Source organism: Bacillus sp. EB106-02-03-XG38, from assembly GCF_058792175.1.
In genome coordinates this window covers 861,315-885,072 of the sequence record NZ_JBYTED010000002.1, presented here as the reverse complement: position 1 = coordinate 885,072, position 23,758 = coordinate 861,315, and the positions used below count along the sequence as shown (strand labels likewise).

Here is a 23,758-nt window from a genome sequence, read left to right as displayed (position 1 = left end):
CGGTCTCATTATTGAGACTGACTCTTTTTTTTAATTAGTTTAAAACTTTCACTGTAACTGTTTTACGTCCCCAGTTACTAGATGTTCCTTTATCTGGCATTAAAACGTCAATTTTATTTCCTTTAATAGCTCCACCAGTATCACCAGCGATTGCTACTCCGTAACCTTCAACCCATACTTTTGAACCTAATGGAATGACACTTGGGTCAACTGCAATTAGTTTCATGTTTGGATTAGCTGTTAAGTTATGGCCCATAGCTGATTTTACTTGGTCGCCTGCTTTATAACCATTTTCAAGTGGATCTGCTGTGTAAGCTGTTGCTACAACGCGTAATTCACGAGAAGATGATGGTGCACTTGTTTCAGTTTCTTTTGCAACAGGTTGTTGTGTAGCAGGTTGTTGAGCTTTAGCCGCTTCACGAGCTTTAGCTGCCTCTTGAGCTTTAGCCGCTTCACGAGCTTTAGCTGCCTCTTGAGCTTTAGCCGCTTCACGAGCTTCAGCTGCTTCTTGAGCCTTAGCTGCTTCACGAGCTTTAGCTGCTGCTTGAGCTTTAGCCGCTGCTTGAGCTTCAGCTGCTGCTTGAGCTTTAGCCGCTTCACGAGCTTTAGCTGCTTCTTGAGCCTTAGCTTCTGCTTCAGCTTCAGCCGCTGCCTGAGCTTTAGCTTCTGCTTGAGCTTTAGCTGCTTCACGAGCTTTAGCCGCTTCCTCGGCTTTAATTGTTGCTTGAGCTTCAGCTGCTTCACGAGCTTTAGTTGCTTCCTCCGCCTTAGCTTTAGCTTGCGTTTCAGCTACTTCACGAGTTTTAGTTGCTTCCACTGCTTTAGCTGTATCTTGAACTTTCGTTGCTTTTTCAACTTTAACTGCTGGTTGAACTTTAACTGGAGCTTTACCTGTTAAGTAAGGAACATGAACATAAGCTGTTTTTCCGTTATATTCAAATTGGATCCAATCATTTTCAACTTGGTGTGTTGTTTCAATTACATCATCTTGTTTTAATTTACCAAGAATTTCTGAGTCTGTGTTTGCACCAGCACGTACGTTTAATACGTTTGCTGTTACGTAGTAAGTGTCTTTTGTATAGTCAGCGCTAATGAAAGCTTCTTTACCGCTGTTTAATTTCACTTTTGACCATCCGTTTTCTGTATGTAAAACGTTAACTTTATATCCATCTAATAATTTTCCTACAACTTTTGATTCAGTAGTTGGGTTTTCTCGTACATTTAGTACATCAGTCGTTACGATTGTTTCTGCTTTAGCAGATGTTGTGAAAATCCCAAGACCAAAAACCGCTGCTGTTGCTATACCCATAAATTTTTTCATAATAGCCTCCATTGCATTTGTTTTCGTTGACCTCATTATAGCAACCATTATTTTCTTATTTGCGAAAAACATAAAATTACAAAGCTTTCGTAACGGGTCATTAATATTCTGTAATAATTCCAGGAATATCCTAAAAGCGCTTTCTTATAGCTTATAGGGGAGGTTAGAGCATATGATGCATAAAAAGAAGAGTATTTCAATTTCTAATAGGTTAATAATGTTTCTGTAGTGTTACGTAATCATTTCTTAATTGTTACAAAAACGGATTATCTTGCTGTTGGAACAGGTGGTTAGTTATGTAAAAATAACTATTTTTGCTGTGGAGGAATATAAATGAGGTGAAATTTAATAAAAAATCGCTATAATTGTTACAAAATAAGTCGAGGTATGGAAAAAATTACGCCTTGATTTCAGTCTGTCACATATTATTTTTGTAATAATAGGATTCTATAATAGCTTTAGTACTTTGAAATAGTTAAAGGTATGTATAACGTGAAACATATATAATAGAAGAAACACGATTTAATAGATAAAGTGAAACTTTAATCAGTGGGGGGTTCTTCATCCCTCACTGATTATCATCCCTCACCAATCGGGCTGCCCATTAAAGCGGGATAAATAAAAAAACGTAGGAGTATAAATTCCTACGTTTTTGTTTATTCATATCGTAAACATTCAATTGGATCCAGTTTTGCAGCTTTGTTAGCTGGTAGTAGACCGAATATAATACCAATTAACATGGAGATACCTACTGCAAGAAGTCCAAGTTCTTTTGAGACAACGAGTGGCCATCCGGCAAAGATTGAGACGATCCAAGCGAAGAAGATACCGAGCATGAATCCAATGAAGCCACCGAGTCCTGTTAAAATACAAGATTCAATTAAAAATTGTGTTAATACTTTACCACGTGTTGCACCAAGTGCTTTACGAATACCAATCTCACGTGTACGTTCTGTTACAGATACAAGCATGATGTTCATTACGCCGATACCACCAACAAGTAAGGAGATAGCAGCAATACCACCGAATACCATTTTCATCATACCGATTGATTCGTCTAATTGCTTCGTAAATTCACCTAAATCTTGTGCTTCGAATTTATGCTCAAATTTAGGAGCTTTCATTTCGTTTAAAACAGAAACGGCTTGTTTTTCTACACTTTTACGTTCTGTCGGAGAGGTCATTGTTAATCTTACAGAGTCATACTCATTTACTCCTGAAATGACAGGCGCGTTTTCAAGTGACGTATAACCTTCAGGCATAGGCATTCCGAAGTCGTTTTTCGTTTCGTATACACCGACTATTTTATACGGCTTTCCTTTTATATCTGTGTATTGATTTGATTCCCAACCATTACTAAATAATTTGTTGAAAGCTTCTTCATTTAATATAACAGCAGGGATTGCTTGGTTTAATTCGCTGTCGTTTAATTCACGACCGTGAACTAATTTTATTTTTGAATCTGTCATAAAGGCGCCTGTTCCACCTTTTAAATCAAGATTTACATCTTTTGAACCAGCAGATGCTTTTACTTTCATACTTACATCTGGATACACATCTTTAACGCCTGGTACAGTTTGAATACGGTTTAGCATATCAGGTGTGATTTTGGCGCTATCTGTTCCATAATCAGGGTTGTTGTAGTAAATCGTTACTTCATTATCTTTTCCTTGGCCTAATTCTTCTTTAAACTTTGCATTTGTACCATCACCCATTGAAATGATAGTAATAATGGCACTAATACCGATAATAATTCCTAGCATCGTTAAGATAGAACGCATTTTGTGGGCAAAGATAGAGGAAAGGGCCATGCGTATATTTTCACTCGTGTTCAAAATTAACCTCTCCAATCTTGGACGATATTTCCGTCACGAATTACAATTTGACGTGCTGCAGCTTCCCCAATTTCACGATCGTGGGTAATCATAATGATTGTTGAGCCTTGTTTGTTTAATTCGTAAAAGAGGTCCATAATTTGTGTACTTGTTTTCGTATCAAGTGCCCCCGTCGGTTCATCGGCTAAAATGAACTTTGGATTATTTACGATTGCACGTGCAACTGCGACACGCTGTTTTTGTCCACCTGATAATTCGTTAGGTAGGTGAGTAGCGCGATCGGCTAAACCTACTTTTGTTAAAGCGGCTAATGAGCGCTCACGTCTTTCTTTTTTATCAACTCCAGCGTAAATAAGAGGGAGCTCTACATTTTGAAGTGCTGTAAGTCTCGGTAATAACATGAAGTTTTGGAATACGAATCCGATCTCTTTATTACGAACGCGTGCAAGTTCTGTTTCAGACATGTTTGAAATGTTTTGCCCAGCTAGTTCGTACGCACCTGTCGTTGGTTTATCTAAGCAACCGATAATGTTCATTAATGTTGATTTACCAGAACCAGATGGTCCCATAATAGAAGTGAATTCTCCCTGGTTCAGTGTTACGTCAATGCCGTGTAATATTTGTACGGATTCTGCACCATTTTGGAAAGATTTCGTGATGCCTTTTAAGTTAATCACTGGGCGACAACCTCCATACCATCTTTTAAGTCTTTTTCAGGTTTAGAGATAATTTGTTCTCCTTTTTTCACACCAGAAACTTTTGCTTCGCTATCAGTCTCGAATTCAACAGTAACGGCTTGTTCTTTCGCTTTACCGTCTTTTATAACGAAGACAACATTTTTGTCACCTTTTTTCACGATGCTGCTTTTTGGAACAATCGTACCAGTTGCTTCGCCAGATTTACTTGTTACGTAAACGTGGAAGCCGTTTTGTAATTCTTCACTATTATCTAATGTGACAGTGAATTGATAGTTAGAAACTGTTTTGTTTTCATCCATGCTCTTTAATGGTGTAGAACCGATTTCTGTTACTTTTCCTGTCCAAGTCTTACCAGCGACCGTTTTTGAGGAAACAGTTACTTCTTGCCCAACTTTCATACTAGCAAGCTCATATTCAGAAAGTTGGCCTTTTACTTTAAATGGACCAGCGTGACGAAGTGTAATGCCACTCATACCTGTTTTTTCATCAGCAGTTTTTACGATGTCATCAATTACGCCATCAGTAGGGCTCGTTACAGAAAGTGTGTTTACTTTCTCTTTTGCCGCTTTAATCATCTCATCAGCTTTTTCAACTTCAAACTTCTTCATTTCAAGTTGTGATTCTAATTGTTGTACTTCAATTTCTGATGCTTTTAATGCTTCAGCAGGAAGGCCTGCATTTTTATCTTTTTGTAATTTTTGTTTCGCTGCATCAATTTGCTTTTGGAACAATGTTACTTCTTTTTGTGCGATTTTCTTTTGCATTTCTGCTTCTGTTACACCTTGCTTCGCAGTTGGGTCATTATATTTAAAAAGGAGCTGACCTTTTTTCACTTCATCACCTTTTTTTACAGCTAATTCATACGTACCTTTTGTTGGATCGAATGAAATTGTTTCGATGCCGTTTGGAATGACTTCTCCGCCAAATTTTTGCGCGTTTTCAATTTGTTTTTCTGTTACTTTATATCCGCTATATGCCATTGCTACTTCTGAACTCCCGCCAGCAAATGCAAAGTATGACCCAGCTGCAATTCCGATTGCTACTACACTAGTAATTAACACTTTATTTTTCTTCTTCATCTATTTATCACCTTTTCGTTCGTTTTAGTATCTACATTCAGTATAGAAGAGATGAAGAATCTGACAAATCGTTTTAGCTTACAATAACCTTACAGTTTTGTAAGGTATGAATATGTAAATGTAAGGTAGAGCTTGTCCCAGTGTAAGCAAATGAATTGACTCGTTGTTTCTTTCTTACAATAATATTGTATGAAGGAGAGGAGGAAGGAAGATGGAAGCTTATTTTAGTGCACATCCATTAAAACCGTTTATTCCCTACTCAAGGCAACATGCCATTATATTATTTATTATGTTGGTGGGAATCGTTTTTTTATATCAATACCAAGATGTATTACGTCAAAATGAGTGGAATATAACGGTTCGATATGCGATTGCATTTTTATTTATAGGGAGTGAAATTGGACTGCATATGTGGGAGTGGAAAGCAGGGATTTTTGAGCTAGCCACTTCATTACCGTTTGAGTTATGTACGATTAGTTTATTATTAGCGTCGATTATGATTATAACGAAAAGTTATCGCATATATGAGATTGTATTTTTCACAGGAATTATTGGTGCATCACAAGCCATTTTAACACCGAACTTGCAGTATGCTTTTCCGCATTTTCGATTTATGGAATATTTTATCGCGCATATATTGCTCATTTGGGCACCGCTCTTTATGACTTGGGTAGAAGGGTATCGTCCTACATTACAATCTATTAAACGTACGATGATATTTTTAAACATATTGATTCCGATTGTTTCGTTTGTAAATTACAAAACAGGTGGTAATTATATGTTTTTAGCTCATAAGCCAGAAACAGCTTCATTACTTGATATGTTAGGGCCGCATCCTTACTATATTATTTCATTAGAACTCGCAGCGCTTATTGGATGTTTTATTTTATATATGCCATTTGCGAAAAGAGAAAAACAGTTACACAAAGAATCGTTAGGGTCATAACCTAGCGATTTTTTATATATTAAATATTTACAATTCAGAAAATTAAGAATAAAATTAAGGGGTAAATTATAGAGAGAGAAGGGCGAAAATGGTCAAAAAAGTATTTTTGAATGGGATGGAAGTGACGTTTCAATTTCTTATTTCGATTTTGGGTATTATTTGTTTAGGGACATTGCCGAAACTATTTTATGGATTTGAGCTGCATGCATCACAGTACATAAAGAGTTTACAAGAAGTGTTTGTGAATTTAATGGACATCTCCAATTTTAAATATGTGGGAGATAAATTTTTATTTCCACAGTTGTTTGTCCATTATAAAGAAACAATTATTATATTTTTAGCTGCTTTTTTCATTTCATTATTTGTAGCATTTTGTATTGTTTATGTAATTATGAGTAGTTCACCGCGTATACAACATCGCATTAAATCATTTCTTATCCTCCTAGAATCCATTCCAGACATTCTTCTTATTTTAGTATCACAAATTTTAGTTGTATGGTTTTTTAAAAGAACAGGTTTTTTACCTTTTCAAATTGCTTCAATTGGAGGCGAGTCGATTAGGGGGTTGCCAATATTGTGTTTGAGCATCCCGACTACGATTATGTTTGTAAAAATGATCGTGCTTCGTTTTGAAAATGAACTAGAAAAAGATTATGTACTATTTGCTAAGGCGAAAGGGCTGGGGCGCTTTCATATTTTAAATCGCCATATTTTACGAAATGTGTTGCTTAGTACATTATTCTTTGCGAAAACGAATATCTTTTTTATGTTATCTAATTTATATATTATAGAATGGATTTTTAATACGGGTGGTATTTTTATGTTTTTGAAATCGTATGAGAGTATTAGGGTTGAGGTTTTCATCGTTAGTGTGCTGCTTATTTATATTCCGATTTTTATTTTGTTTAAATTGTTTCATTATCTCATTCCAGCTGCGATGAAGGAGAGACTATAATATGTGGACGTATATAAAACGCGATAAAAGATTTTGGATAAGCATTGGGTTTCTTCTCCTATTAGTTCTTTTGAGCATCGGAAATACGATATGGAATGATGGACAGATTAAAAAAGTTACGTTGCAATATGATGCGGCTGGAAATCCAGAAGTGCCACCGTTTTCACCTTCATTACAATTTTTATTTGGGACCGACCGGAAAGGGTATGACCTGTTACATTTAGTCATTGAAGGCGCAAAGTGGACGATTGGTATCTCTATTTTAATTGCGGCACTTAGAATGGTAATAGGTGTGTTTTTCGGTGTCGTCCTCGGAACGTACATAAAAAGAGGATTTTCAAAAATCGAGGCTTTCTTTGATAGTTTTACAGTCATTCCAACAGTTATGATTGCGTATTTCTTTCTTCGATCTATAAATAGCTTTGGAAGTGGAGAGGAAACAACAACTTTTTTTGAAAGAGCTTCGTTTCAAGTGGTATTACTTGTAATGCTTGCGATGCCGGTTATTGCACTGTATGTTGCGAAGGAAGTACGTAAATTGAGAACCGAAGAATTTATTGAAGCTGCGTGCATATTAGGTGGATCGAGAAGGCACATTGTTATAAAGCATATTTTCCCGCATCTTTATATGACGTTTATACTTGTATTTTTTCAGCAGTTTACGCAAACTCTTACCATTTTACTGCATTTAGGGCTACTGGAAGTATTCTTTGGTGGAACAGTTCAGTTTTTCGGACCGATAGAAGAAATAGAATCTTACACGCATGAATGGTCAGGTTTAATTGGAGTATACTTTAGATCATTAACAGTGAATCCGTGGATTCCGCTTGTTCCCATTACATTTTTTGGACTTACTATTTTTTCAGGAAATATGATTGTAAAAAGTATAGAAGAGGCGATGATGAAAGTAAGGTTAGGAGGAGAGATAAAGAAGGACGCTATAGAAGAGGAACAATCTGTTGTGCAGTCGAAAGAAGAGTTATTTACTTTTAAACATACGATGTGAAGAACCTAGGAAACTAGGTTCTTTTATTTTGTTATATTACAATATCGTAAGAGAGATGTAATGAAAATCGATAGGGGAGAAATACAATTTCGTATACACTTCATGTATAGAGAAATGCGAGAGCGGGTGAAGGAATACGATGGATTTTTTAGAAGTATCAAAACGTAGTATAAAACGAAATATGAAAGATTATTTTCTATACTTTATTTCATTAGTAGGCAGCATTATTATTTATTTTACATTCGTATCGATTAAACGAAATGAAAGTGTAGCAGCTCTTTTAAAAGAGTCGGATAAAGTGGAAACGACATTTACGTTTGCACAAATATTGTTAATTATCTTTTTAACGATATTTATTTTTTATTGTAATAGCTTCTTTTTGCGAAAGAAGAAAAAAGAAATTGCGCTATACAGTTTATTAGGTATCCGTAAAGAAGAAATTGCGAAGTTACTTTTTTATGAAACGTTATTAGTTGGTGCTGCGGCAAGTGTGTTAGGTATTCTTGCTGGTTTATTTATAGCGAATATGTGCGCAGGGCTTCTTGTGAAGTTAATGGGAAGTGCGTTTACGTTCACATTTACGATTTCATTTTTATCTATAGTAGAAGTTCTTATAACGATAGGTGCAATTTTCTTTATTGCATCATGGAAAAGTAAAAAGTTAATTTATGAGCATCGTTTAGTTAAATTATTATATGGTGAAAATCAGAAAGAAGAGGCACCTACGTATGCAAGTAAGAAGGCAAAGCGAGCAATTGTTTTATTAATTACAGGTTATATCATTGCGCTACTTACACAAGTTTTTGGGTTTGGAGCCATTTTTATTACAGGTTTACTGATTTTTGGTTGTATTGTAAAAGGTACGTTTTTACTATTTGAGCAATATACAGTGAAGTCACTCCATAAAATAAAGAGAGATAAAACGAAATATTGGAATGGAACGAACATTTTATCCATTTCTTCATTGTTCTTCAGAATAAAAGGAAACGTAAAGATGCTTGCGCTATTATCTTTATTAAGTGCGGTAACATTATGTACCATCGGAATTAGTTCTAGTATGTATTATGGAGCGCAGAAGACAGCGGCATTAATGAATCCAGTTAGTTATGAGTATGTAACGACTGGAAAGGAATTAGATAAGAAAGTTAGAGAAGAAATTCAAAAACATGAGTTAGCAATTAAAAATGAAACGTCTGTAGCGATGCTTTCTATGCAAGGGAAGATAGATGGAGAACAAATATTAACTGGGTACTTAATAGGTAATGGCAATGTACAAATTATAAAAGTGACAGATTATAATAAATCAGCTTCTAAGTTAGGTAACAAACAAGTTATTCTCGGTTCTGAAAAGGAAGTTGTTTTATTAGATCCGTATAAGTCGTATAACATAGAAAAGAATTCGCTTGAAGGAAATAATGTGTCCTTTGAAGGGATGAAGGATGATATTACAATCGTTGACCATCGAGAGGAAACAGTTGTTAGTGCGAAACTTGCACCAGTGGGGCTTGTTGTTCGAGATTCGTTATTTAATAAGTTGCAGAAAGGAAAGAATGTTTCAACAGTTAGTGGATTTATCGTTGAAGGAAACGGTAATAGCGAACTAACGAAAGAGCTAGGGACAATCATTCCTAAAGAAGTGAAACTCCAATCATTTGAGGAGGCGAGCCAATCTGAATTGCAAGATGGTGCAGTGTTATTATTTGCTAGTGTATTTTTAGGGATTGTCTTTATTTTGGCAACGGGTTGTATTTTATATTTTAAACAAATAACAGAAGCGATGGCAGAGCGACCAGCGTACGGAATGTTAAAGAAAATTGGACTAACGAAAAGGGAAGCAACAGAGTCAGTAAGAAAGCAAGTAGGGGCAATTTTCGTAGTACCTTTACTACTTGCAATATGTCATACGTTCTTTGCATTTTTAAGTTTGATGGGCTTTACAGGAATGTTTGAATATAGTCTTCCTTTATTAGGCAGTATAGCGGTGTATATCATAATCTACTTTGGTTACTATATGTTAACGGTTCGTTCGTATACAAATACTGTATTTAGCGATAGACGATAAAAAGAAGCAAGCATGGATTTCATGCTTGCTTCTTTTCTTTATTTTGTAGAAACTTCACCTTCAGCTTCTGTTTGCGGAATAAAGTATCCAATGATACCACCGATGATTGCGGGTATGATCCAGCCAATCCCTAAGTTATAAAAAGGAATGGTGTGTACGATATTAGCGATAAAGGTTGGTATCATTTCCACATTATCCAGTGCATGAATACAGCTAATAATGAATGCTGCGATCATTGCTCCGATGTAGACAGAAGGTTTACGTTTCGTATATTTATCAATAAATGATACGAAAATTAAAATGATTGTAATTGGATACAAAATGATTAATACAGGTAATGTAATTTTAATTAATAAACTTAAACCTAAGTTTGAAATCACGAAGCTAAAGATACAAACGTATAGTACGAGTTTCTTATATGAAACATTTGTTAGTACTGTTGCGAAATAGTTGGCGAATGCACTTACAACACCAATTGCTGTCGTTAAACAAGCGAAGATAATGGCGATACTTAATAAAATATTACCGCTTGTCCCAAAGAATTGATACATAACAGTAGCTAATAGTTGACCACCGTTTTCGAATTGTCCTAAGTTGCCGTTGGAAGCGCCAATATAACCGAGTAAGAAATAAACAATTGTTAAGAATAGAGCTGCAATGCTCCCGCAAATAATTGTATATTTTGCAATCGATTTCTTCTCTTGTATACCATTTTGGCGAATTGCATTTACAACAATTGTTGATAATACAAGTGCCCCAATTGCATCTAACGTTAAAAACCCTTCAAGAAATCCTTTGAAAAATGGAATGTCTTTATAGTCACCAACAGGTTCTGTAAATGTTCCTGGTGAAAGAATCGCTTTTGTTGCCATAATTGCAATAATTCCAAGTAAAATTGGCGTTAATATTTTTCCAATATGATCTACTAATTTTGATGGATTTAATGATAAGAAGTAAACGACTGTAAAGAAAATCGCGCTAAAAATTAACATAGAATACCATTGGTCCGGGAAAAGTGGTGCGATCCCAATTTCGTAAGATACAGATCCAGTTCGTGGAATAACAAATAGTGGGCCGATTGAAAGATAAATAATGATAGCGAATATTGCTGCGAATTTTGGATGAACACGGCTTGCTAAAGTGTTAAAACTACCACCGGCAAGGGCAACAGCAACGATAGCTAGTAAAGATAAACCGACGTCTGTAATAATAAAGCCTGTAATGGAGACCCACATATTTTCTCCAGAAGAAAGACCGAGAAGGGGCGGGAAAATCATATTACCAGCACCGAAGAAAACTGCGAATAGTAATAAACTAATCGAAAGTATTTGCGCTGGCTTTAAAGTTGTACGCATATAAAGAAAATCCTCCTAATGAGTGTTTTTGTCGAAAATTCAAATAATTTGTCGAGTAACTGTTACTATTTTAAAGGTCTGATGACTAGAAAGCAATAGGGAATTTTGAAAATATTAAAAAATAATACATTAAATCGAATAAATATACTATTTATATGTTTAATAAGGAGGATTTAATTTTAAAGGTAAAAAAACACATATCGCTAGGATACGTGTTTTAAAAAAATATTTTTTTATCACGTTCTTCTTTTAAAATTTCAACTGCTTCTCGGAAACGTTGTGAATGGACGATTTCACGTTCACGTAAGAAGCGTAGACTATCATTTATATCTGGATCATCGGATAAGTTAATGAGCCATTGATATGTTGCTCGTGCTTTTTCTTCAGCCGCAATATCCTCGTATAGATCGGCGATTGGATCACCTTTAGCCTGTATATACGTTGCAGTAAATGGAACACCAGCTGCATTATGGTAATGAAGTGCACTATCATGATCAGCGTAATGAGGATCAAGTCCAGCAGCTTTCATTTGTTCAGGAGTTGCATCTTTCGTTAGTTTATAAACCATCGTAGCAATCATTTCAAGGTGAGCAAATTCTTCTGTACCAATATCAGTAAGTAGACCAATAACTTTATCAGGAATTGTATAGCGTTGATTTAAGTAACGTAGTGCAGCAGCTAGCTCGCCATCTGCACCGCCGTATTGCTCAATTAATAATTTTGCAAGTGCTGGATTGCAAGTTCCCACTTTAACGGGGTATTGTAATTTCTTTTCATAAATCCACATAGTTTCTCTCCTTTATATTTGCCATGGCCAAGGACCTTTGCTCCATTCCCAAGGGGCATTCGAATAGCTGTTTCCAAACTGTTGGAGTGGTCCGTACTTTTCTTCCATCTTTTGTTTTAATACTCTCCGTTTATAGGAAAAGTCATTAAATTGGTTAATCGCAGCGATGTCATCTGGATGTGTATCTAAATAAAGCGTGAGTTCAACTAGCACAAAGTCCAGTTGTTGAAGCTCCAGTAAAAGCTCATAGTATTCTTCTGGTAGCGATTGATTCACGTCAGTAGTCACCGCCCTTTTTTATAAGGATTTTCATAATAGTCATAAAAAACAGGCCATAAAGTCCCTTTTTGCAATGCTTCTTTTGGTGTGAATTGCGGTAAGTTTGGCGGTTGAAAGCCTAAAAATAAATTAGGAGGAGTAGAATAATATTTTTTTCCGATAGGAGGACAAGGATCGAGAGGACTATGATAGGGCACGAATGATCTCATATATTTATTCACGAATAAACCTCCTTACATGTTCATTACTACGTATTGTATTCAGACATAATGAGCATTTATGACACATATAAAAAAGTAATAGGTACGGGGGGAATGACTGTGGAGACTGTGAAACAATTCATTGTATTGGAAGTAAAGAACTTAAAGGAGACTCTGTATTTTTATGAAGGGATTTTAGGGATAACACCTAGTTCTGAGAGGCCACAATTAGATGTTACAGGGGTTTGGTATGATACCGATTCAGCGAGAATTAGTTTTGTGATGAATCGCAGTTTGGGCGGGCGTGAGAAGAGTGTTACGGACTCAGTTGATGTTCTAACATTTTCAATTTCTAACATAGAGAACGTAAAGAAGAGGTTAGTATTTTATAAAATTGTCTATACAGAAAACAAAAGTGAGAAGAGTATTGTAGTACAAGACCCGGATGGATATAAACTTCAAGTGATAGAGAAGAATGAATAGACGGAGGGGATTTAGTGGAGAGAAATTATGAAGAAAGTGCGTTGTTTGAGCATCAATTTTGGCTAAAGGTACTTACTGATCATTCACAATTTTTACTGGATGCATTAGCTCCGAAGGAAAAAGAGGATATAAAGAAAGCAATTTACTTTGTTGAAACATTTACGAATTTGTTAAATAAAGTTCGGAATGTAAATCTGATGGCATTCTCAAAAGAGGCTGAACAAGCTGCTAAGGAAATTCGGGCGTTTAAATTAAATATTATACAGAAGCAGTTGGAAGGGAAAATTACGATTCATTTTACGCCAACTTTTATTAATCATATGGTAAACGAAGTGGAAGAGTATATAACAGTTTTAGAGTTTTTGAAGAAAGGGGAAGTTCCGCCTGTTTTTCATGAACTGCATTATCATCTCGTTTGGTTAACGGATGCGGCTGGTCATGCGGGTTCTATTTCTGGTGGGCTAGATCTTGTTGAAAAAAGATTGAAAGAGAAAAGCGAAGAATTTACGAAGCATTTTGAACAATTTTACTTAAAGGCAGTTGAGATGACTGGGTATTTACGAACGGAGCTTCATCATTTTCCAGCATTAAAGAAGTTTACAAAAGATGTTTCACTTGAATTGAAATTATTTTCACATTTTTTACATGAAGTGGAAGAACTCGAGTTATCGAATGAAGTATTAAGTGTATTATCAGCTAGAATGGCAGATCATATGGCAAGAGAGGAATGTTACTACTTATTAAAACTAGCTCAATCGTCTGGAATTGAAATGCCGAAATGTAATCCGCTTTAAAGAAAAAGAGGTCAATTTTATTTGGCCTCTTTTCCTTTTTTATTTTCTCTTTTTATTTTTGCTTGTTCAATGCTTGCCTGTAATGTCTCCATAATATTAATGATGTTCGGAGCTGGAGAGATTGTTTCAGTTTTTTCCTGTTGTTCAATTTTATTTTCGATTAATTCGGTAAGGGCTTCTTTATATTCATCTGTATACATTTCTTGTTCAAAAGGATTTGTAAGGTGGTGGATTAAATTAATTGCTGCGGTGAGTTCTTGTTTTTGGATAGGATAATTTTCGTTACTTGGTAAGTTAGGTGTACTTGTTATATCGCGAATTTCATTAGGATAGTGAATGGTTTGTAACATAAGTCCATCTTCAAAGTTACGGATAATAGCTAAATGCTGTTTTTTTCTAATAGAAATATGAATAAGCCCAAGTTTATTTGTGCGTTCAAGAGCTTCTTTTAATAATAAATAGGATTTTTCATGTCCTGGGGTAGGACCTATAAAATAAGAACGGTCATAAAGAACAGAATCGATTTCGTTATTTTGGATGAAAGATATAATACGAATGGATCGTGGTTCGTGAGCTTTTTGCAACGCAGCTAATTCCTTTTCATCCATAATAATGTATTTATGAGGTGCATATTCATAGGCTTTTACAATATCTGTATCATCAATTTCTTCATCCGTACAATTAGGAGCAAATTTTTTATATTTAATAGGTGTTAAGCATTCTTTATGGAGACTTAAAAATTTTATATCGTTTTCTTCTACGGTACTGTATAGTTTGATTCCTATATTTAATAGTCCAAGTGAAAGTGCACCTTTCCAGACGGTATGCAAATGAAACATCTCCTTTCGTTCAAAAATGGTTATGTATATTATGAGATAGTAAGAAATTTCCTATACGTTTTTTGTTTTTTACGGAAGGGCTTGGGATATAAAATATATTGACAAGCCCTCTGAAATATTTTAATGTGAGTGTATAAAATTGTGTATAAAGGGGAGTAACTTATTACAATAAAGTCGTCATTACAGGGAGAAACCCTCGGCTTTATTGGCAACGTTTCGTTGTTAGTGAGACCTTTACCAGCAATGGTAGAGGCCCCTTATTGTCTTTTTTAGGACCCTTACCATATTTGGTAGGGTCCTTTTTGTATACAAAGAGAGGAGAAATTATAATGAAAAAACTTATTAGTAGATTAAGAGTTGTATTTCATGTCCGTCGTTTCGTTCCGTTCCTATTTGACTTTTTTACTTCAAAAGAGGTTTCAATAAAGAAGAAAATTTTATCTATTGCCTTTTTAGTTGGGTATGTTGTAATGCCGCTCGATTTAATTCCAGATTTCCTACCGTTTATCGGTATTTTAGATGATATTGGAATTGTGTTATTCATTTTGAACCGAATTGTAAAAATGGCGCCAGTGCAATTACAAGAAAAGCATAACGTAAACGTAGGATAGGAGTTAAAAATATGGAGCAAATTATTTTAGATATAATCGAGTTTTTAAAGCAGTTTTCTTATTTTGGAGTTGTACTAGCATTAACGTTTGAATTTATTCCAGCAGAAGTCGTTTTGCCCATGGTTGGGTATTGGGTGTACGAGGGAGATATGAATTTTTGGTTAGCTGTATTAGCTGGGACACTCGGCGGAACGACAGGGCCATTAACCTTATACGCACTCGGTTATTACGGTGGTCGTCCTCTATTAATAAAGTACGGGAAATACTTCTTTATTAAAGAAGAGCAAATTCAAAAAGCAGATGATTTCTTTGAGAAATATGGACCAGTGGTAGCATTTGTTGGACGCTTTGTACCGGGAGTTCGAACGCTTATTTCTGTTCCATGTGGTATGGCGAAAATGAACATATGGAAATTTAGCATATATACATTTGTAGCAATGTTCCCGTTAACGACTTTATATGTCTATTTTGGCATGAAATTAGGTCCGCATTGGGAGAAGGCTGCAGATGTTGTTGGGCAATATATGCTACCTATATTAGCAGTCGTAGTTATTGTTGTAGGTGGTATATTAATCTATAAATTTATGAAAAAAAGAAATAGAACGGAATCTATCTAGTCATTCGTACAGGAGTTGTCTTATTTTTTGAAAATAGATGAATAGTACAGGCAAAAGACTCTGAAGGACATACACATATAAGGAATAAGTAAGAGAGAGGGGAAACTTCTATGTCTTGTGAATGCTCAGGGGCGGCATTAACGTGTTGTCCAGATAAAAATTATGTACAAGATAAAGTGTGTAGTCCGTGGTCTGCTACTGTAGTTGCAACAGCAATTGATAATGTTCTTTATACAAATAATATTAACCAAAATGTAGTTGGTACTGGTTTTGTTAAATATGATGTTGGTCCAGGTCCAATTACTGTAGAAGCGCTTGATTCTGCTGGGGCTACAATTGATACACAAACATTAAACCCAGGAACGAGTATTGCTTTCACGTATCGTCGCTTTGATAGTATACAAGTTGTGTTACCTGCAACACCTGCTGGAACGTATCAGGGAGAATTTTGTATTACAACACGTTATTCACTTTCATAGCAGAATAGGAGAGAATCAAAATGGGAATGAGAAGTTCCGGTTTGTCTTGTTGTTCTAATAAAACACTTGTGCAAGATCAAGTATGTACAGACTGGTCTATTACAGGTGCTGGTACTCAAATTGTATATACGAATAATATTACACAAGAAGTATATGGTTCAGGTTACGTGAAATATGATGTAGGGGCAGCTCCGATTACAGTTGATTTTTTAGTAGGTGCTACAGTAGTTGATACAATTACTGTACAACCACAAAGTAGTGGTACTTTCACTGTACGATATTTTACGACTGTCCGAATTACTACGACAGGAACAACTGTTAATCAAGGAGAGTTTTGTATTACTGTACGTTATCCAATTTCATAAAAAAGCATACCGTAAATGGTATGCTTTTTTTATTAAGGAAGTAATGAAATTGGTATTCTATAAGCAACATGTAAATTGGCAACAGTACTTACCTTCTAAATATAGTGAAGGATTACTTTGTATATTGATAATCCTGACTGACTCTAAGTCTTTTCCTGTGTACGATATTGTATTACCAGGAAACACAGTGAAAACATTAGTTACTGCTCCAACAATTTGAATTGTAATTGCTTCTGTGCTGCTAGTACTATTGTAAACCGAGACAGTACCTGATATAAGTAGTATCCCATCACTTTGCCACAGTATCATTGATTGTAGTGCATCTTTGGTAGAGGGAATGGTGTTGTTAGTTATGAGGAAATTCCCTGCAAATTCATTAGTTACTCGCTCACAACTTGGATTTGGAGGAGGGGACGGTGGACAAGGATCTGGACAAATGATAGATAAAGGAGCGAAACAGCCAATATTTTTTTTGTTCTTCAATACAACCCCTCCTTTTAAGTTGTCTTTTACTATTATTAAATGTAGAAGCATGGCCGATGTGTTAAAAAAAGAAGGAAATGTTAAAAATTAAGATTGTCTAATAGGCTAAAACCTTAACTTATCATTAGTGTTATAGAAAAGATTATATGTGAATAGTCATAGGAAAAGAATGATCAGACTCTTTTAGACAAAAGGTGGTTGTATACAATAGTACGAGGAATGTTGGACTTAACTTCTAATTAACTGTATATTTACAAAAATCTAATAAAATTCATTTGTTATTTAAACGAAATTAACATGTTTTAGATAAAATAGCCCTTGTAATGAATCAATTATTATGAGGAGGATTCACGTGGAAAGAACAGCTTTACGAAAAGTAAAAGGTCTTATTGGATTATTAATGGTTTTTGTATTAGCATTCGTATCATTTCCGTGGAGTACATCAGTCGAAGCGGAAGAGAAGAAGCAAGAAAAGGCACCAAGTGAAAAGAAGATAGTTTTTCCAGTCGTAAGTGATGTACATATTAAAAATAGTGGAACGGATGATACGTTTCGCTGGAAACGAGCGATTGAACAGCTCAATACGCTTGCACCAAAGCAAGATGCGTTTGTTATCGTAGGTGATTTCACAGATACAGGATCTGTGCAGCAATATGATCGTTTCATGCAAGTATACAATGAAAATGCAAATAAAGATGCAGTACGCATGAATTCCCTAGGAAACCATGATTATTGGAACGGTTTATCTGTAGAGGGGGCACAGAAGCGTTTCTTAGAAAAAACGGGCATGGAATCAATTTACTATCATAAAGTGGTGAAAGGGTATCACTTCCTTGTTATGTCTCCAGAGAATGGGACAACTCATGGGTATTATTCAGACAAGCAAATTAATTGGCTAAAAGAAGAGATGGCAAAAGCACAAAAAGATGATCCAGAAAAACCAATTTTCGTATTTTTACATCAGCACATTAAAGATACAGTATACGGTAGTCAAGAATGGGGAACGCAAGATAGTGCAAAAATTAATGAGGTATTAAAACAATACCCACAGGTTATTACGTTTTCAGGGCATTCGCATTATCCGTTAGATGACCCAAGATCAATTCATCAAAAAGACTTTACATCAGTTGGTACATCTTCTGTAAGTTATATGGAGGTTGAAGGTGGTAAAGTACAAGGGAATATCCCATCAGGCGCAAGTACATTAAGTCAAGGTTTATTAGTAGAAGTGGATGATAAAGAAGTAACGATTAATCGCCGTGATTTCCATACAAATTCTTGGACAGGCGAACCGTGGAAAATTCAGTTGCCATCAAAGAAAGAAACATTTACACATGTAGAAGATCGTGATAAAGAAAAGCCTTACTTTGCAAAAGATGCGAAGTTATCAGTATCAAATGTAACAGAAAATGCAGCAACAGTAACATTCCAGCAAGCGTTGGACAACCTTCTTGTTCATTCTTACCGTGTACAAGCTAAAGATAAGCAAACAGGTGAAATAAAGAATAAATTGTTAGCATTCTCAGAGTTTTATCGTGATCCAGTACCGAAAGAGTTGACATTTACACTTGCAGGTTTAGATGGCGGGAAAACATATACACTTGAAGTTGTTGCGATTGATTCATTCGGCAATGAAAGTATACAGCCGTTAACAGCAGAAATCACTACGAAAAAAGATAATATTGACCCGAATGTGAAAGTACCGAAGGCAGATGTTTTTGATGTGAACTTTGCAGATGGTACATTTAAAGACAATTCATCATTTGGTACAAAAGGTGATGTTAAAGGCAATGTGACTATTGAATATGATAAAGCATTGAAAAAGAATGTTATGAAGCTAAATGGAAAAGTAAATACATTTGGATACCTTCCGTTTTCAGCAGCACAAAAAGAGAAAGTAGCAAATACGTTTACGTTAGAAACTGTATTTTCAATGAATGAACTCCGTGGACAAGGTATTTTACAAAATACAGAGAGCGGCGGAATTGGCTTTGAATCTACAGGAAGTGGTTATGTAGAATTATGGGCTCATATTGGCGGTAGCTATAAGCGTGTTGGCGTTCAATTAGCAGCAAATAAAACGTACCATTTAACTGGAACGTATAACGGCAGTGAAGTAGCCATTTACGTAGATGGTAAAAAAGTAAATAGCCAGCCAGCTACAGGGAAAGTATATCACCCGAATGTACCATTTGCACTTGGTGCAGACCCTGATAGCAATGGGAATGGTGGTATTCCGTTAAATGGACAAATTGCGCTTGCGAAATTATATAGTAAAGCGTTAAGTTCTTCAGAAGTATTAGCAGCGTATAATGAGTTTTCTAATCGTACGAAGTTAGAAGAAGTAAACGCGTTATATGAAGAGCTTGGAAAAGTAAAAGAAGTGTTAGCTGGTACGTATGAGTTTGGTGATAAGCCAGGTCAATATTCAAAAGAAGCATTTCAAGCACTAGAGAAAAGCTATAGTGCTGCAAAGCAAGTGTTTGAAAATGTAGCAAGTACGGGAGAACAAGTTGTTCAAACGTATAATGAATTAAAAACAGCTAATGTAACATTTGTACAATCAAAAGTGGCAGAAGAACAACTGAAAACACCGAAAGAAAAATTACAAATTAATATTGAATCTGCAAAAGCAGTAGTGAAAAAAGCGCAAGCTGCAAATGTAACGGACGGTTCAGTGAAATCATTGAGTCAAAAAATTACAGTGGCAGAATCTGTGTTAAAAGATGCGAAAGTAAAAGATACACAAGTAGAAACGATGAATCGTACGGTAGAATATGCAATTTCACTCGTTGAAAAAAGCATAAACAAATAAGAGAGAAGAAAAAGAAGCTTATCATGATAGGCTTCTTTTTTGTTATACTAAAAGTAGCATAGAATGAAGGAGCGGATAATTTGGAAGAGAAAAAGCTGAAAAGAATTCTTGAATATGTATGGATCGCGGTTGTGCTCCTTGTAGGATATTATTTCTTAAAAGAAAAAAGTATATGGGTTCTATTTTTAATGACGTTTTTATTAGCGGGTTTAGGCACGCTATTTATTAACTTCTTCTTTGATAGTTTAAATGCATGGAAGAAGAAAAAGAAGGGAACGAAGTAAAGGAGGGAATATATGCAAAAGTGGAAGCTCATATATCAGGTGATTATTTTCTTAGTGCTTGTAGGTATTGGAATTATTAAATACGGAACGCCAATCGGAAATTGGGCATCGTTTACAGCTTGCATCGGCATATTTTTCATTTTACAATCGTTAACGAAAAAATATAATCGTACAGAAAGATAGCTCGCCGTTTTACCGGCGAGCTATTTTGTTATGCTTTTTTCTGCTCATCATTTGTTTTTTCAGTAGCTAAATGACTATGTTTTCTAGAGTAGAAGAAATAGAAGCATAAGCCGACTATAAGCCAAGCTATAAAGCTAATCCACGTCGTTTTAGATAAATTAACCATCAAATATAAACAGCAAAGAATTGCGACAACTGGTAATACAGGTACGAAAGGTGTACGGAATCCGCGTTTTAAGTCAGGGTGTGTTTTTCGTAAAATAAGTACCGCACAGCAAACGAATGTAAAGGCTGTTAACGTACCGATGTTCACTAAATTAGCTAATACGTGTAGATCTAAAAGTCCTGCTAATAAAGCTGCAACAAAGCCGGTGATCCACGTGTTTAATAAAGGGATTTTCACTCTGTTATTTACACGTGATAGCGCTTTTGGAAGTAGACCGTCGCGGCTCATCGCATAAGAGACACGAACTTGTCCATACATAACGACGAGGAGAACGGTTGTCATTCCAGTCATCGCTCCAACAGCGAGTAGTCCTGCAATTGTATCTTCACCAACGAAATGTAAGGCAAACGCAACTGGATCAGAAACGTCTAATTGTGTATACGGAACCATACCTGTTAAAACGAAAGATACAATCATATATAAAACAGTACAAATAAGAAGGGAACCGATAATGCCAATTGGTAAATCACGCTGTGGTTTTTTCGTTTCTTCCGCCGCGGTTGCGATTGCATCAAAGCCTAAGAAGGCGAAGAATACAGTGGCAGCTCCGGTAATGATACCGTCGTATCCGAATGGAATGAACGGCGTCCAATTTTCAGGTTTTACATATTTCGCGCCTGCTACGATAAAGGCGATAATAACAGCTAACTTAATAAGAACCATAATATTATTAATGCGTGCGCTTTCGCGTATACCGAAACTTAAAAGACCAGTAATGAGTAGTAAAATACAAACAGCTGGTAAATCAATGAGGCCACCTTTTCCTACGCCAGGGGCCGAGGCGATTATGGCGGGTAGATGGACGTTAAATCCTTGTAGTAAAGATTGTAAATAACCAGACCAACCGACAGCTACTGCGGCGACTGCAAGTAAATATTCTAGCATTAAACACCAGCCGACGATGAAGGCGACGACTTCTCCGACTGTCATATATGCGTAAGTATACACACTTCCTGAGACTGGAATAGAAGAAGCAAATTCGGCATAACAAAAGGCTACACAAGCACAAGTAAATGCAGCAATAAGGAATGATAGCATAATACCAGGACCAGAATGTTTCGCTGCGACAATACCTGTTAATACAAAGATCCCTGTCCCAATTACGGCGCCAATTCCTAAAAACGTTAAATCAAGTGCAGTTAATGTTCTATTTAACTGCCGTGGTGATTCAGTACTAAGCGCTTTTTTTCGTAATAATGACTTCACTTTGGACTCTCCCCCCGTTTTTTCATTTCCATAACTGCGAATATAGTAGGAGCCCACTAGAAAAGAGTATGTAAGTAAATGGAGGTACAGTTATGGTATATAATTTTTAAAATTGCTGGATTAATCTTAATATAATTCAGAATATTTTGTCAAATAAAAATGTGACAAATAAAATGCGAACGAATAGGGGAAACTACTGGCAGGAATGGACGAGGGTTAACGACCCACTCATTAAAGTTAAAGTAGGAGCAGATGCTATGTTATTTTATTTTGAACTTGTTGTCATTTTACTTTGTACGAAATTAGCTGGCGATATTAGCGTGAGACTCGGCCAGCCTTCTGTACTTGGTAAATTAATTGTCGGTATTATTATCGGTCCAGCTGTACTCGGTATTATTAATAGCTCTGAATTAATTGATGAACTGAGTGAGATTGGTGTTTTACTACTTATGTTTATGGCAGGGCTTGAAACTGATTTAGAAGAGTTAAATCGGAATTTGAAATCGTCATTTGCAGTCGCGGCTGGTGGAATTATTTTTCCTTTCATCGGTGGTTATGTAACAGGATTGTTGTTTGGATTAATACAATCCCATGCCATTTTTTTAGGTTTATTACTTTGCGCAACGTCAGTTAGTATTACGGTGCAAACGCTAAGAGATTTAGGGAAAATGAATACGAGAGAAAGTACAACGATTTTAGGTGCTGCCGTATTTGATGATGTTATCGTCGTTATTTTATTAGCGTTTGTTATGAGTTTTTTAGGAACGCAAGATGTGAATATAACACTTGTTATCGTAAAGAAAATTATTTTCTTCGTCAGCATAGTTTTTATCGCATGGAAAGTTGTTCCGTGGATTATGAAAATGCTTGTACCGCTTCGTGTGACTGAGGCATTAATTAGTGCAGCTCTTATTATTTGTTTCTCTTTTTCGTATTACAGTGAAATGATGGGAATTGCAGGTATTATTGGCGCATTTGCAGCCGGAATTGCCATTTCTCAAACAGAGTATAAGCACGAAGTAGAACATAAAATTGAACCGATTGCGTATGCGATATTTGTACCGGTCTTCTTCGTAAGTATAGGAATGGAAATTACATTTCAAGGCATTGGAAGTCAGCTTTGGTTCATTATCATTATGACGCTTATTGCCATTTTTACAAAGTTAATCGGATCAGGTTTAGGAGCAAGACTAACAGGGTTCAACCTTCAATCTTCTATTAGTATCGGAGCGGGGATGGTATCGCGTGGTGAAGTAGCGCTTATCATCGCTGCAAATGGACTTACGGCAAATTTATTAGCGAAAGAAAATTTCACAGCGATTGTTATTGTTGTTATATTGACGACGATCATTACGCCGCCGCTTTTGAAGAAGTATTTTGTATAGAGAGGAAGAGCTTATCTCATGTAGGTAAGCTCTTTTTTTATTTGGAAAAGCAATGGTCATATAGCGTGAATAGGTTGTAATTATGGTAAAATCTACGTATATGATAAGTCGAGGGGAGAAAATGTGTGAAGATTACGAAGGGGAAGGTTATCGGTGTAATCACACTTATTGCACTATGCATACCATTTACCGCATGGAAAGAATCAAAAGTGAAAGAGTTTCCAGTTTCTATTTTTTCTTCCTATGTAGAAGACGAAAACCAAAAAGACTATAAGTACACTTCTTTTGTACCTGACTTTGCGATTTGGATAGGTGGTTGGGAGAAACAGAAGTCTGAAGGTGAAATAACGGCATATAAAAAAGGGGATCGAACTGTAATCGTTCACCATCCTCCTGGCGATGATGGTTTTTATCTTTTTGAAACAAGAGAAAATAAATGAAAGCAACCGTAAGAAGTGGAGGTTA

General features: G+C 35.8%; 27 protein-coding genes. 16 read left to right on the top strand and 11 right to left on the bottom strand.

Annotated elements, in window-relative coordinates; genetic code table 11:
• Positions 1–34: 34 nt before the first annotated feature.
• The 4 genes from entC to AC3WTI_RS13905 form a co-directional block, all read right to left on the bottom strand.
• The gene (entC, locus tag AC3WTI_RS13920; RefSeq protein WP_492304373.1) at positions 35–1,444 is read right to left on the bottom strand and encodes a cell wall-binding protein EntC; all 1,410 of its coding nucleotides are present in this window, start codon (positions 1,442–1,444) and stop codon (positions 35–37) included.
• A 533-nt stretch (positions 1,445–1,977) separates the two neighbouring features.
• Positions 1,978–3,132, bottom strand: a complete 1,155-nt coding sequence (locus tag AC3WTI_RS13915; RefSeq protein ID WP_439823278.1) for an ABC transporter permease — start codon at positions 3,130–3,132, stop codon at positions 1,978–1,980.
• Positions 3,133–3,158: 26 nt separating this feature from the next.
• Positions 3,159–3,833 (bottom strand): ABC transporter ATP-binding protein, encoded by a 675-nt coding sequence (locus AC3WTI_RS13910; RefSeq protein WP_000609098.1) that lies wholly within the window; start codon positions 3,831–3,833, stop codon positions 3,159–3,161.
• Complete coding sequence (locus AC3WTI_RS13905) at positions 3,830–4,933, bottom strand: efflux RND transporter periplasmic adaptor subunit (protein ID WP_097840880.1); 1,104 nt, start codon at positions 4,931–4,933, stop codon at positions 3,830–3,832. The genes AC3WTI_RS13910 and AC3WTI_RS13905 overlap by 4 nt, the downstream gene beginning before the upstream one ends.
• A gap of 211 nt (positions 4,934–5,144) precedes the next feature.
• Between AC3WTI_RS13905 and AC3WTI_RS13900 the strand changes: the two genes are divergently transcribed.
• From AC3WTI_RS13900 to AC3WTI_RS13885, 4 genes are all read left to right on the top strand, one after another.
• On the top strand, positions 5,145–5,879 hold the full coding sequence (locus AC3WTI_RS13900) for a YwaF family protein (protein ID WP_071726409.1): 735 nt from the start codon (positions 5,145–5,147) through the stop codon (positions 5,877–5,879).
• Positions 5,880–5,967: 88 nt separating this feature from the next.
• Positions 5,968–6,834, top strand: coding sequence for an ABC transporter permease subunit (locus AC3WTI_RS13895; protein ID WP_098903373.1), 867 nt, complete (start codon positions 5,968–5,970; stop codon positions 6,832–6,834).
• A 1-nt stretch (position 6,835) separates the two neighbouring features.
• Positions 6,836–7,840, top strand: coding sequence for an ABC transporter permease (locus tag AC3WTI_RS13890; RefSeq protein ID WP_144488323.1), 1,005 nt, complete (start codon positions 6,836–6,838; stop codon positions 7,838–7,840).
• Positions 7,841–7,979: 139 nt separating this feature from the next.
• Positions 7,980–9,902 carry an FtsX-like permease family protein gene (locus tag AC3WTI_RS13885; RefSeq protein WP_087957463.1) on the top strand — a complete coding sequence of 641 codons (1,923 nt, stop codon included), beginning with the start codon at positions 7,980–7,982 and terminating at the stop codon, positions 9,900–9,902.
• Positions 9,903–9,940: 38 nt separating this feature from the next.
• Here the strand turns inward: AC3WTI_RS13885 and brnQ2 are convergent, their stop codons facing one another.
• From brnQ2 to AC3WTI_RS13865, 4 genes are all read right to left on the bottom strand, one after another.
• Positions 9,941–11,257, bottom strand: coding sequence for a branched-chain amino acid transport system II carrier protein BrnQ2 (gene brnQ2, locus AC3WTI_RS13880; protein ID WP_144488324.1), 1,317 nt, complete (start codon positions 11,255–11,257; stop codon positions 9,941–9,943).
• Between the two features lie 217 nt (positions 11,258–11,474).
• Positions 11,475–12,044: a spore coat protein CotJC gene (gene cotJC / locus AC3WTI_RS13875; RefSeq protein WP_000265273.1), complete on the bottom strand. Its 570-nt coding sequence runs from the start codon at positions 12,042–12,044 to the stop codon at positions 11,475–11,477.
• A 12-nt stretch (positions 12,045–12,056) separates the two neighbouring features.
• Positions 12,057–12,320 carry a spore coat protein CotJB gene (locus AC3WTI_RS13870; protein WP_142286645.1) on the bottom strand — a complete coding sequence of 88 codons (264 nt, stop codon included), beginning with the start codon at positions 12,318–12,320 and terminating at the stop codon, positions 12,057–12,059.
• An 8-nt stretch (positions 12,321–12,328) separates the two neighbouring features.
• Positions 12,329–12,544 carry a spore coat associated protein CotJA gene (locus AC3WTI_RS13865; protein WP_001046257.1) on the bottom strand — a complete coding sequence of 72 codons (216 nt, stop codon included), beginning with the start codon at positions 12,542–12,544 and terminating at the stop codon, positions 12,329–12,331.
• A gap of 48 nt (positions 12,545–12,592) precedes the next feature.
• On the opposite strand from AC3WTI_RS13865, the gene AC3WTI_RS13860 reads away from it, so the two are divergent.
• Both AC3WTI_RS13860 and AC3WTI_RS13855 read left to right on the top strand, forming a co-directional pair.
• On the top strand, positions 12,593–13,006 hold the full coding sequence (locus AC3WTI_RS13860) for a VOC family protein (protein WP_002017546.1): 414 nt from the start codon (positions 12,593–12,595) through the stop codon (positions 13,004–13,006).
• 14 nt (positions 13,007–13,020) lie between these two features.
• The gene (locus tag AC3WTI_RS13855) at positions 13,021–13,800 is read left to right on the top strand and encodes a DUF2935 domain-containing protein (protein WP_253621482.1); all 780 of its coding nucleotides are present in this window, start codon (positions 13,021–13,023) and stop codon (positions 13,798–13,800) included.
• Between the two features lie 17 nt (positions 13,801–13,817).
• On the opposite strand, the gene ku is transcribed toward AC3WTI_RS13855, so the two are convergent.
• Positions 13,818–14,630, bottom strand: a complete 813-nt coding sequence (gene ku / locus AC3WTI_RS13850) for a non-homologous end joining protein Ku (protein ID WP_087957467.1) — start codon at positions 14,628–14,630, stop codon at positions 13,818–13,820.
• Between the two features lie 338 nt (positions 14,631–14,968).
• Between ku and AC3WTI_RS13845 the strand changes: the two genes are divergently transcribed.
• The 4 genes from AC3WTI_RS13845 to AC3WTI_RS13830 all read left to right on the top strand — a co-directional run bounded on the left by AC3WTI_RS13845 (position 14,969) and on the right by AC3WTI_RS13830 (position 16,711).
• Positions 14,969–15,250: a YkvA family protein gene (locus AC3WTI_RS13845; RefSeq protein WP_048526326.1), complete on the top strand. Its 282-nt coding sequence runs from the start codon at positions 14,969–14,971 to the stop codon at positions 15,248–15,250.
• A gap of 11 nt (positions 15,251–15,261) precedes the next feature.
• Positions 15,262–15,867: a DedA family protein gene (locus AC3WTI_RS13840; RefSeq protein ID WP_087957468.1), complete on the top strand. Its 606-nt coding sequence runs from the start codon at positions 15,262–15,264 to the stop codon at positions 15,865–15,867.
• 110 nt (positions 15,868–15,977) lie between these two features.
• A complete protein-coding gene (locus AC3WTI_RS13835) occupies positions 15,978–16,346 on the top strand; it encodes a DUF3992 domain-containing protein (RefSeq protein ID WP_001277528.1) in 369 nt (122 codons plus the stop codon).
• A 20-nt stretch (positions 16,347–16,366) separates the two neighbouring features.
• Positions 16,367–16,711 (top strand): DUF3992 domain-containing protein, encoded by a 345-nt coding sequence (locus AC3WTI_RS13830; protein WP_000525802.1) that lies wholly within the window; start codon positions 16,367–16,369, stop codon positions 16,709–16,711.
• 57 nt (positions 16,712–16,768) lie between these two features.
• On the opposite strand, the gene AC3WTI_RS13825 is transcribed toward AC3WTI_RS13830, so the two are convergent.
• On the bottom strand, positions 16,769–17,149 hold the full coding sequence (locus AC3WTI_RS13825; protein WP_492304372.1) for an S-Ena type endospore appendage: 381 nt from the start codon (positions 17,147–17,149) through the stop codon (positions 16,769–16,771).
• Between AC3WTI_RS13825 and AC3WTI_RS13820 the strand changes: the two genes are divergently transcribed.
• The 4 genes from AC3WTI_RS13820 to AC3WTI_RS13805 all read left to right on the top strand — a co-directional run bounded on the left by AC3WTI_RS13820 (position 17,037) and on the right by AC3WTI_RS13805 (position 20,476).
• On the top strand, positions 17,037–17,285 hold the full coding sequence (locus tag AC3WTI_RS13820) for a hypothetical protein (protein WP_309247729.1): 249 nt from the start codon (positions 17,037–17,039) through the stop codon (positions 17,283–17,285). The two genes, AC3WTI_RS13825 and AC3WTI_RS13820, sit on opposite strands and share 113 nt — an antisense overlap.
• Before the next feature lie 261 nt (positions 17,286–17,546).
• On the top strand, positions 17,547–20,009 hold the full coding sequence (locus AC3WTI_RS13815; protein ID WP_253621484.1) for a LamG-like jellyroll fold domain-containing protein: 2,463 nt from the start codon (positions 17,547–17,549) through the stop codon (positions 20,007–20,009).
• 80 nt (positions 20,010–20,089) lie between these two features.
• Entirely contained in the window at positions 20,090–20,293 is a 204-nt protein-coding gene (locus AC3WTI_RS13810) for a hypothetical protein (protein ID WP_000391504.1), read from the top strand.
• A 12-nt stretch (positions 20,294–20,305) separates the two neighbouring features.
• Positions 20,306–20,476 (top strand): hypothetical protein, encoded by a 171-nt coding sequence (locus AC3WTI_RS13805; protein ID WP_087957471.1) that lies wholly within the window; start codon positions 20,306–20,308, stop codon positions 20,474–20,476.
• A 28-nt stretch (positions 20,477–20,504) separates the two neighbouring features.
• Here AC3WTI_RS13805 and bcaP read toward each other — a convergent pair whose 3' ends face one another.
• Positions 20,505–21,908 carry a branched-chain amino acid transporter BcaP gene (gene bcaP, locus AC3WTI_RS13800; protein WP_087957472.1) on the bottom strand — a complete coding sequence of 468 codons (1,404 nt, stop codon included), beginning with the start codon at positions 21,906–21,908 and terminating at the stop codon, positions 20,505–20,507.
• 173 nt (positions 21,909–22,081) lie between these two features.
• On the opposite strand from bcaP, the gene AC3WTI_RS13795 reads away from it, so the two are divergent.
• Entirely contained in the window at positions 22,082–23,293 is a 1,212-nt protein-coding gene (locus AC3WTI_RS13795; protein ID WP_253621485.1) for a cation:proton antiporter, read from the top strand.
• Positions 23,294–23,418: 125 nt separating this feature from the next.
• Positions 23,419–23,733, top strand: coding sequence for an outer surface protein (locus AC3WTI_RS13790; protein WP_087957473.1), 315 nt, complete (start codon positions 23,419–23,421; stop codon positions 23,731–23,733).
• Positions 23,734–23,758: the final 25 nt, after the last annotated feature.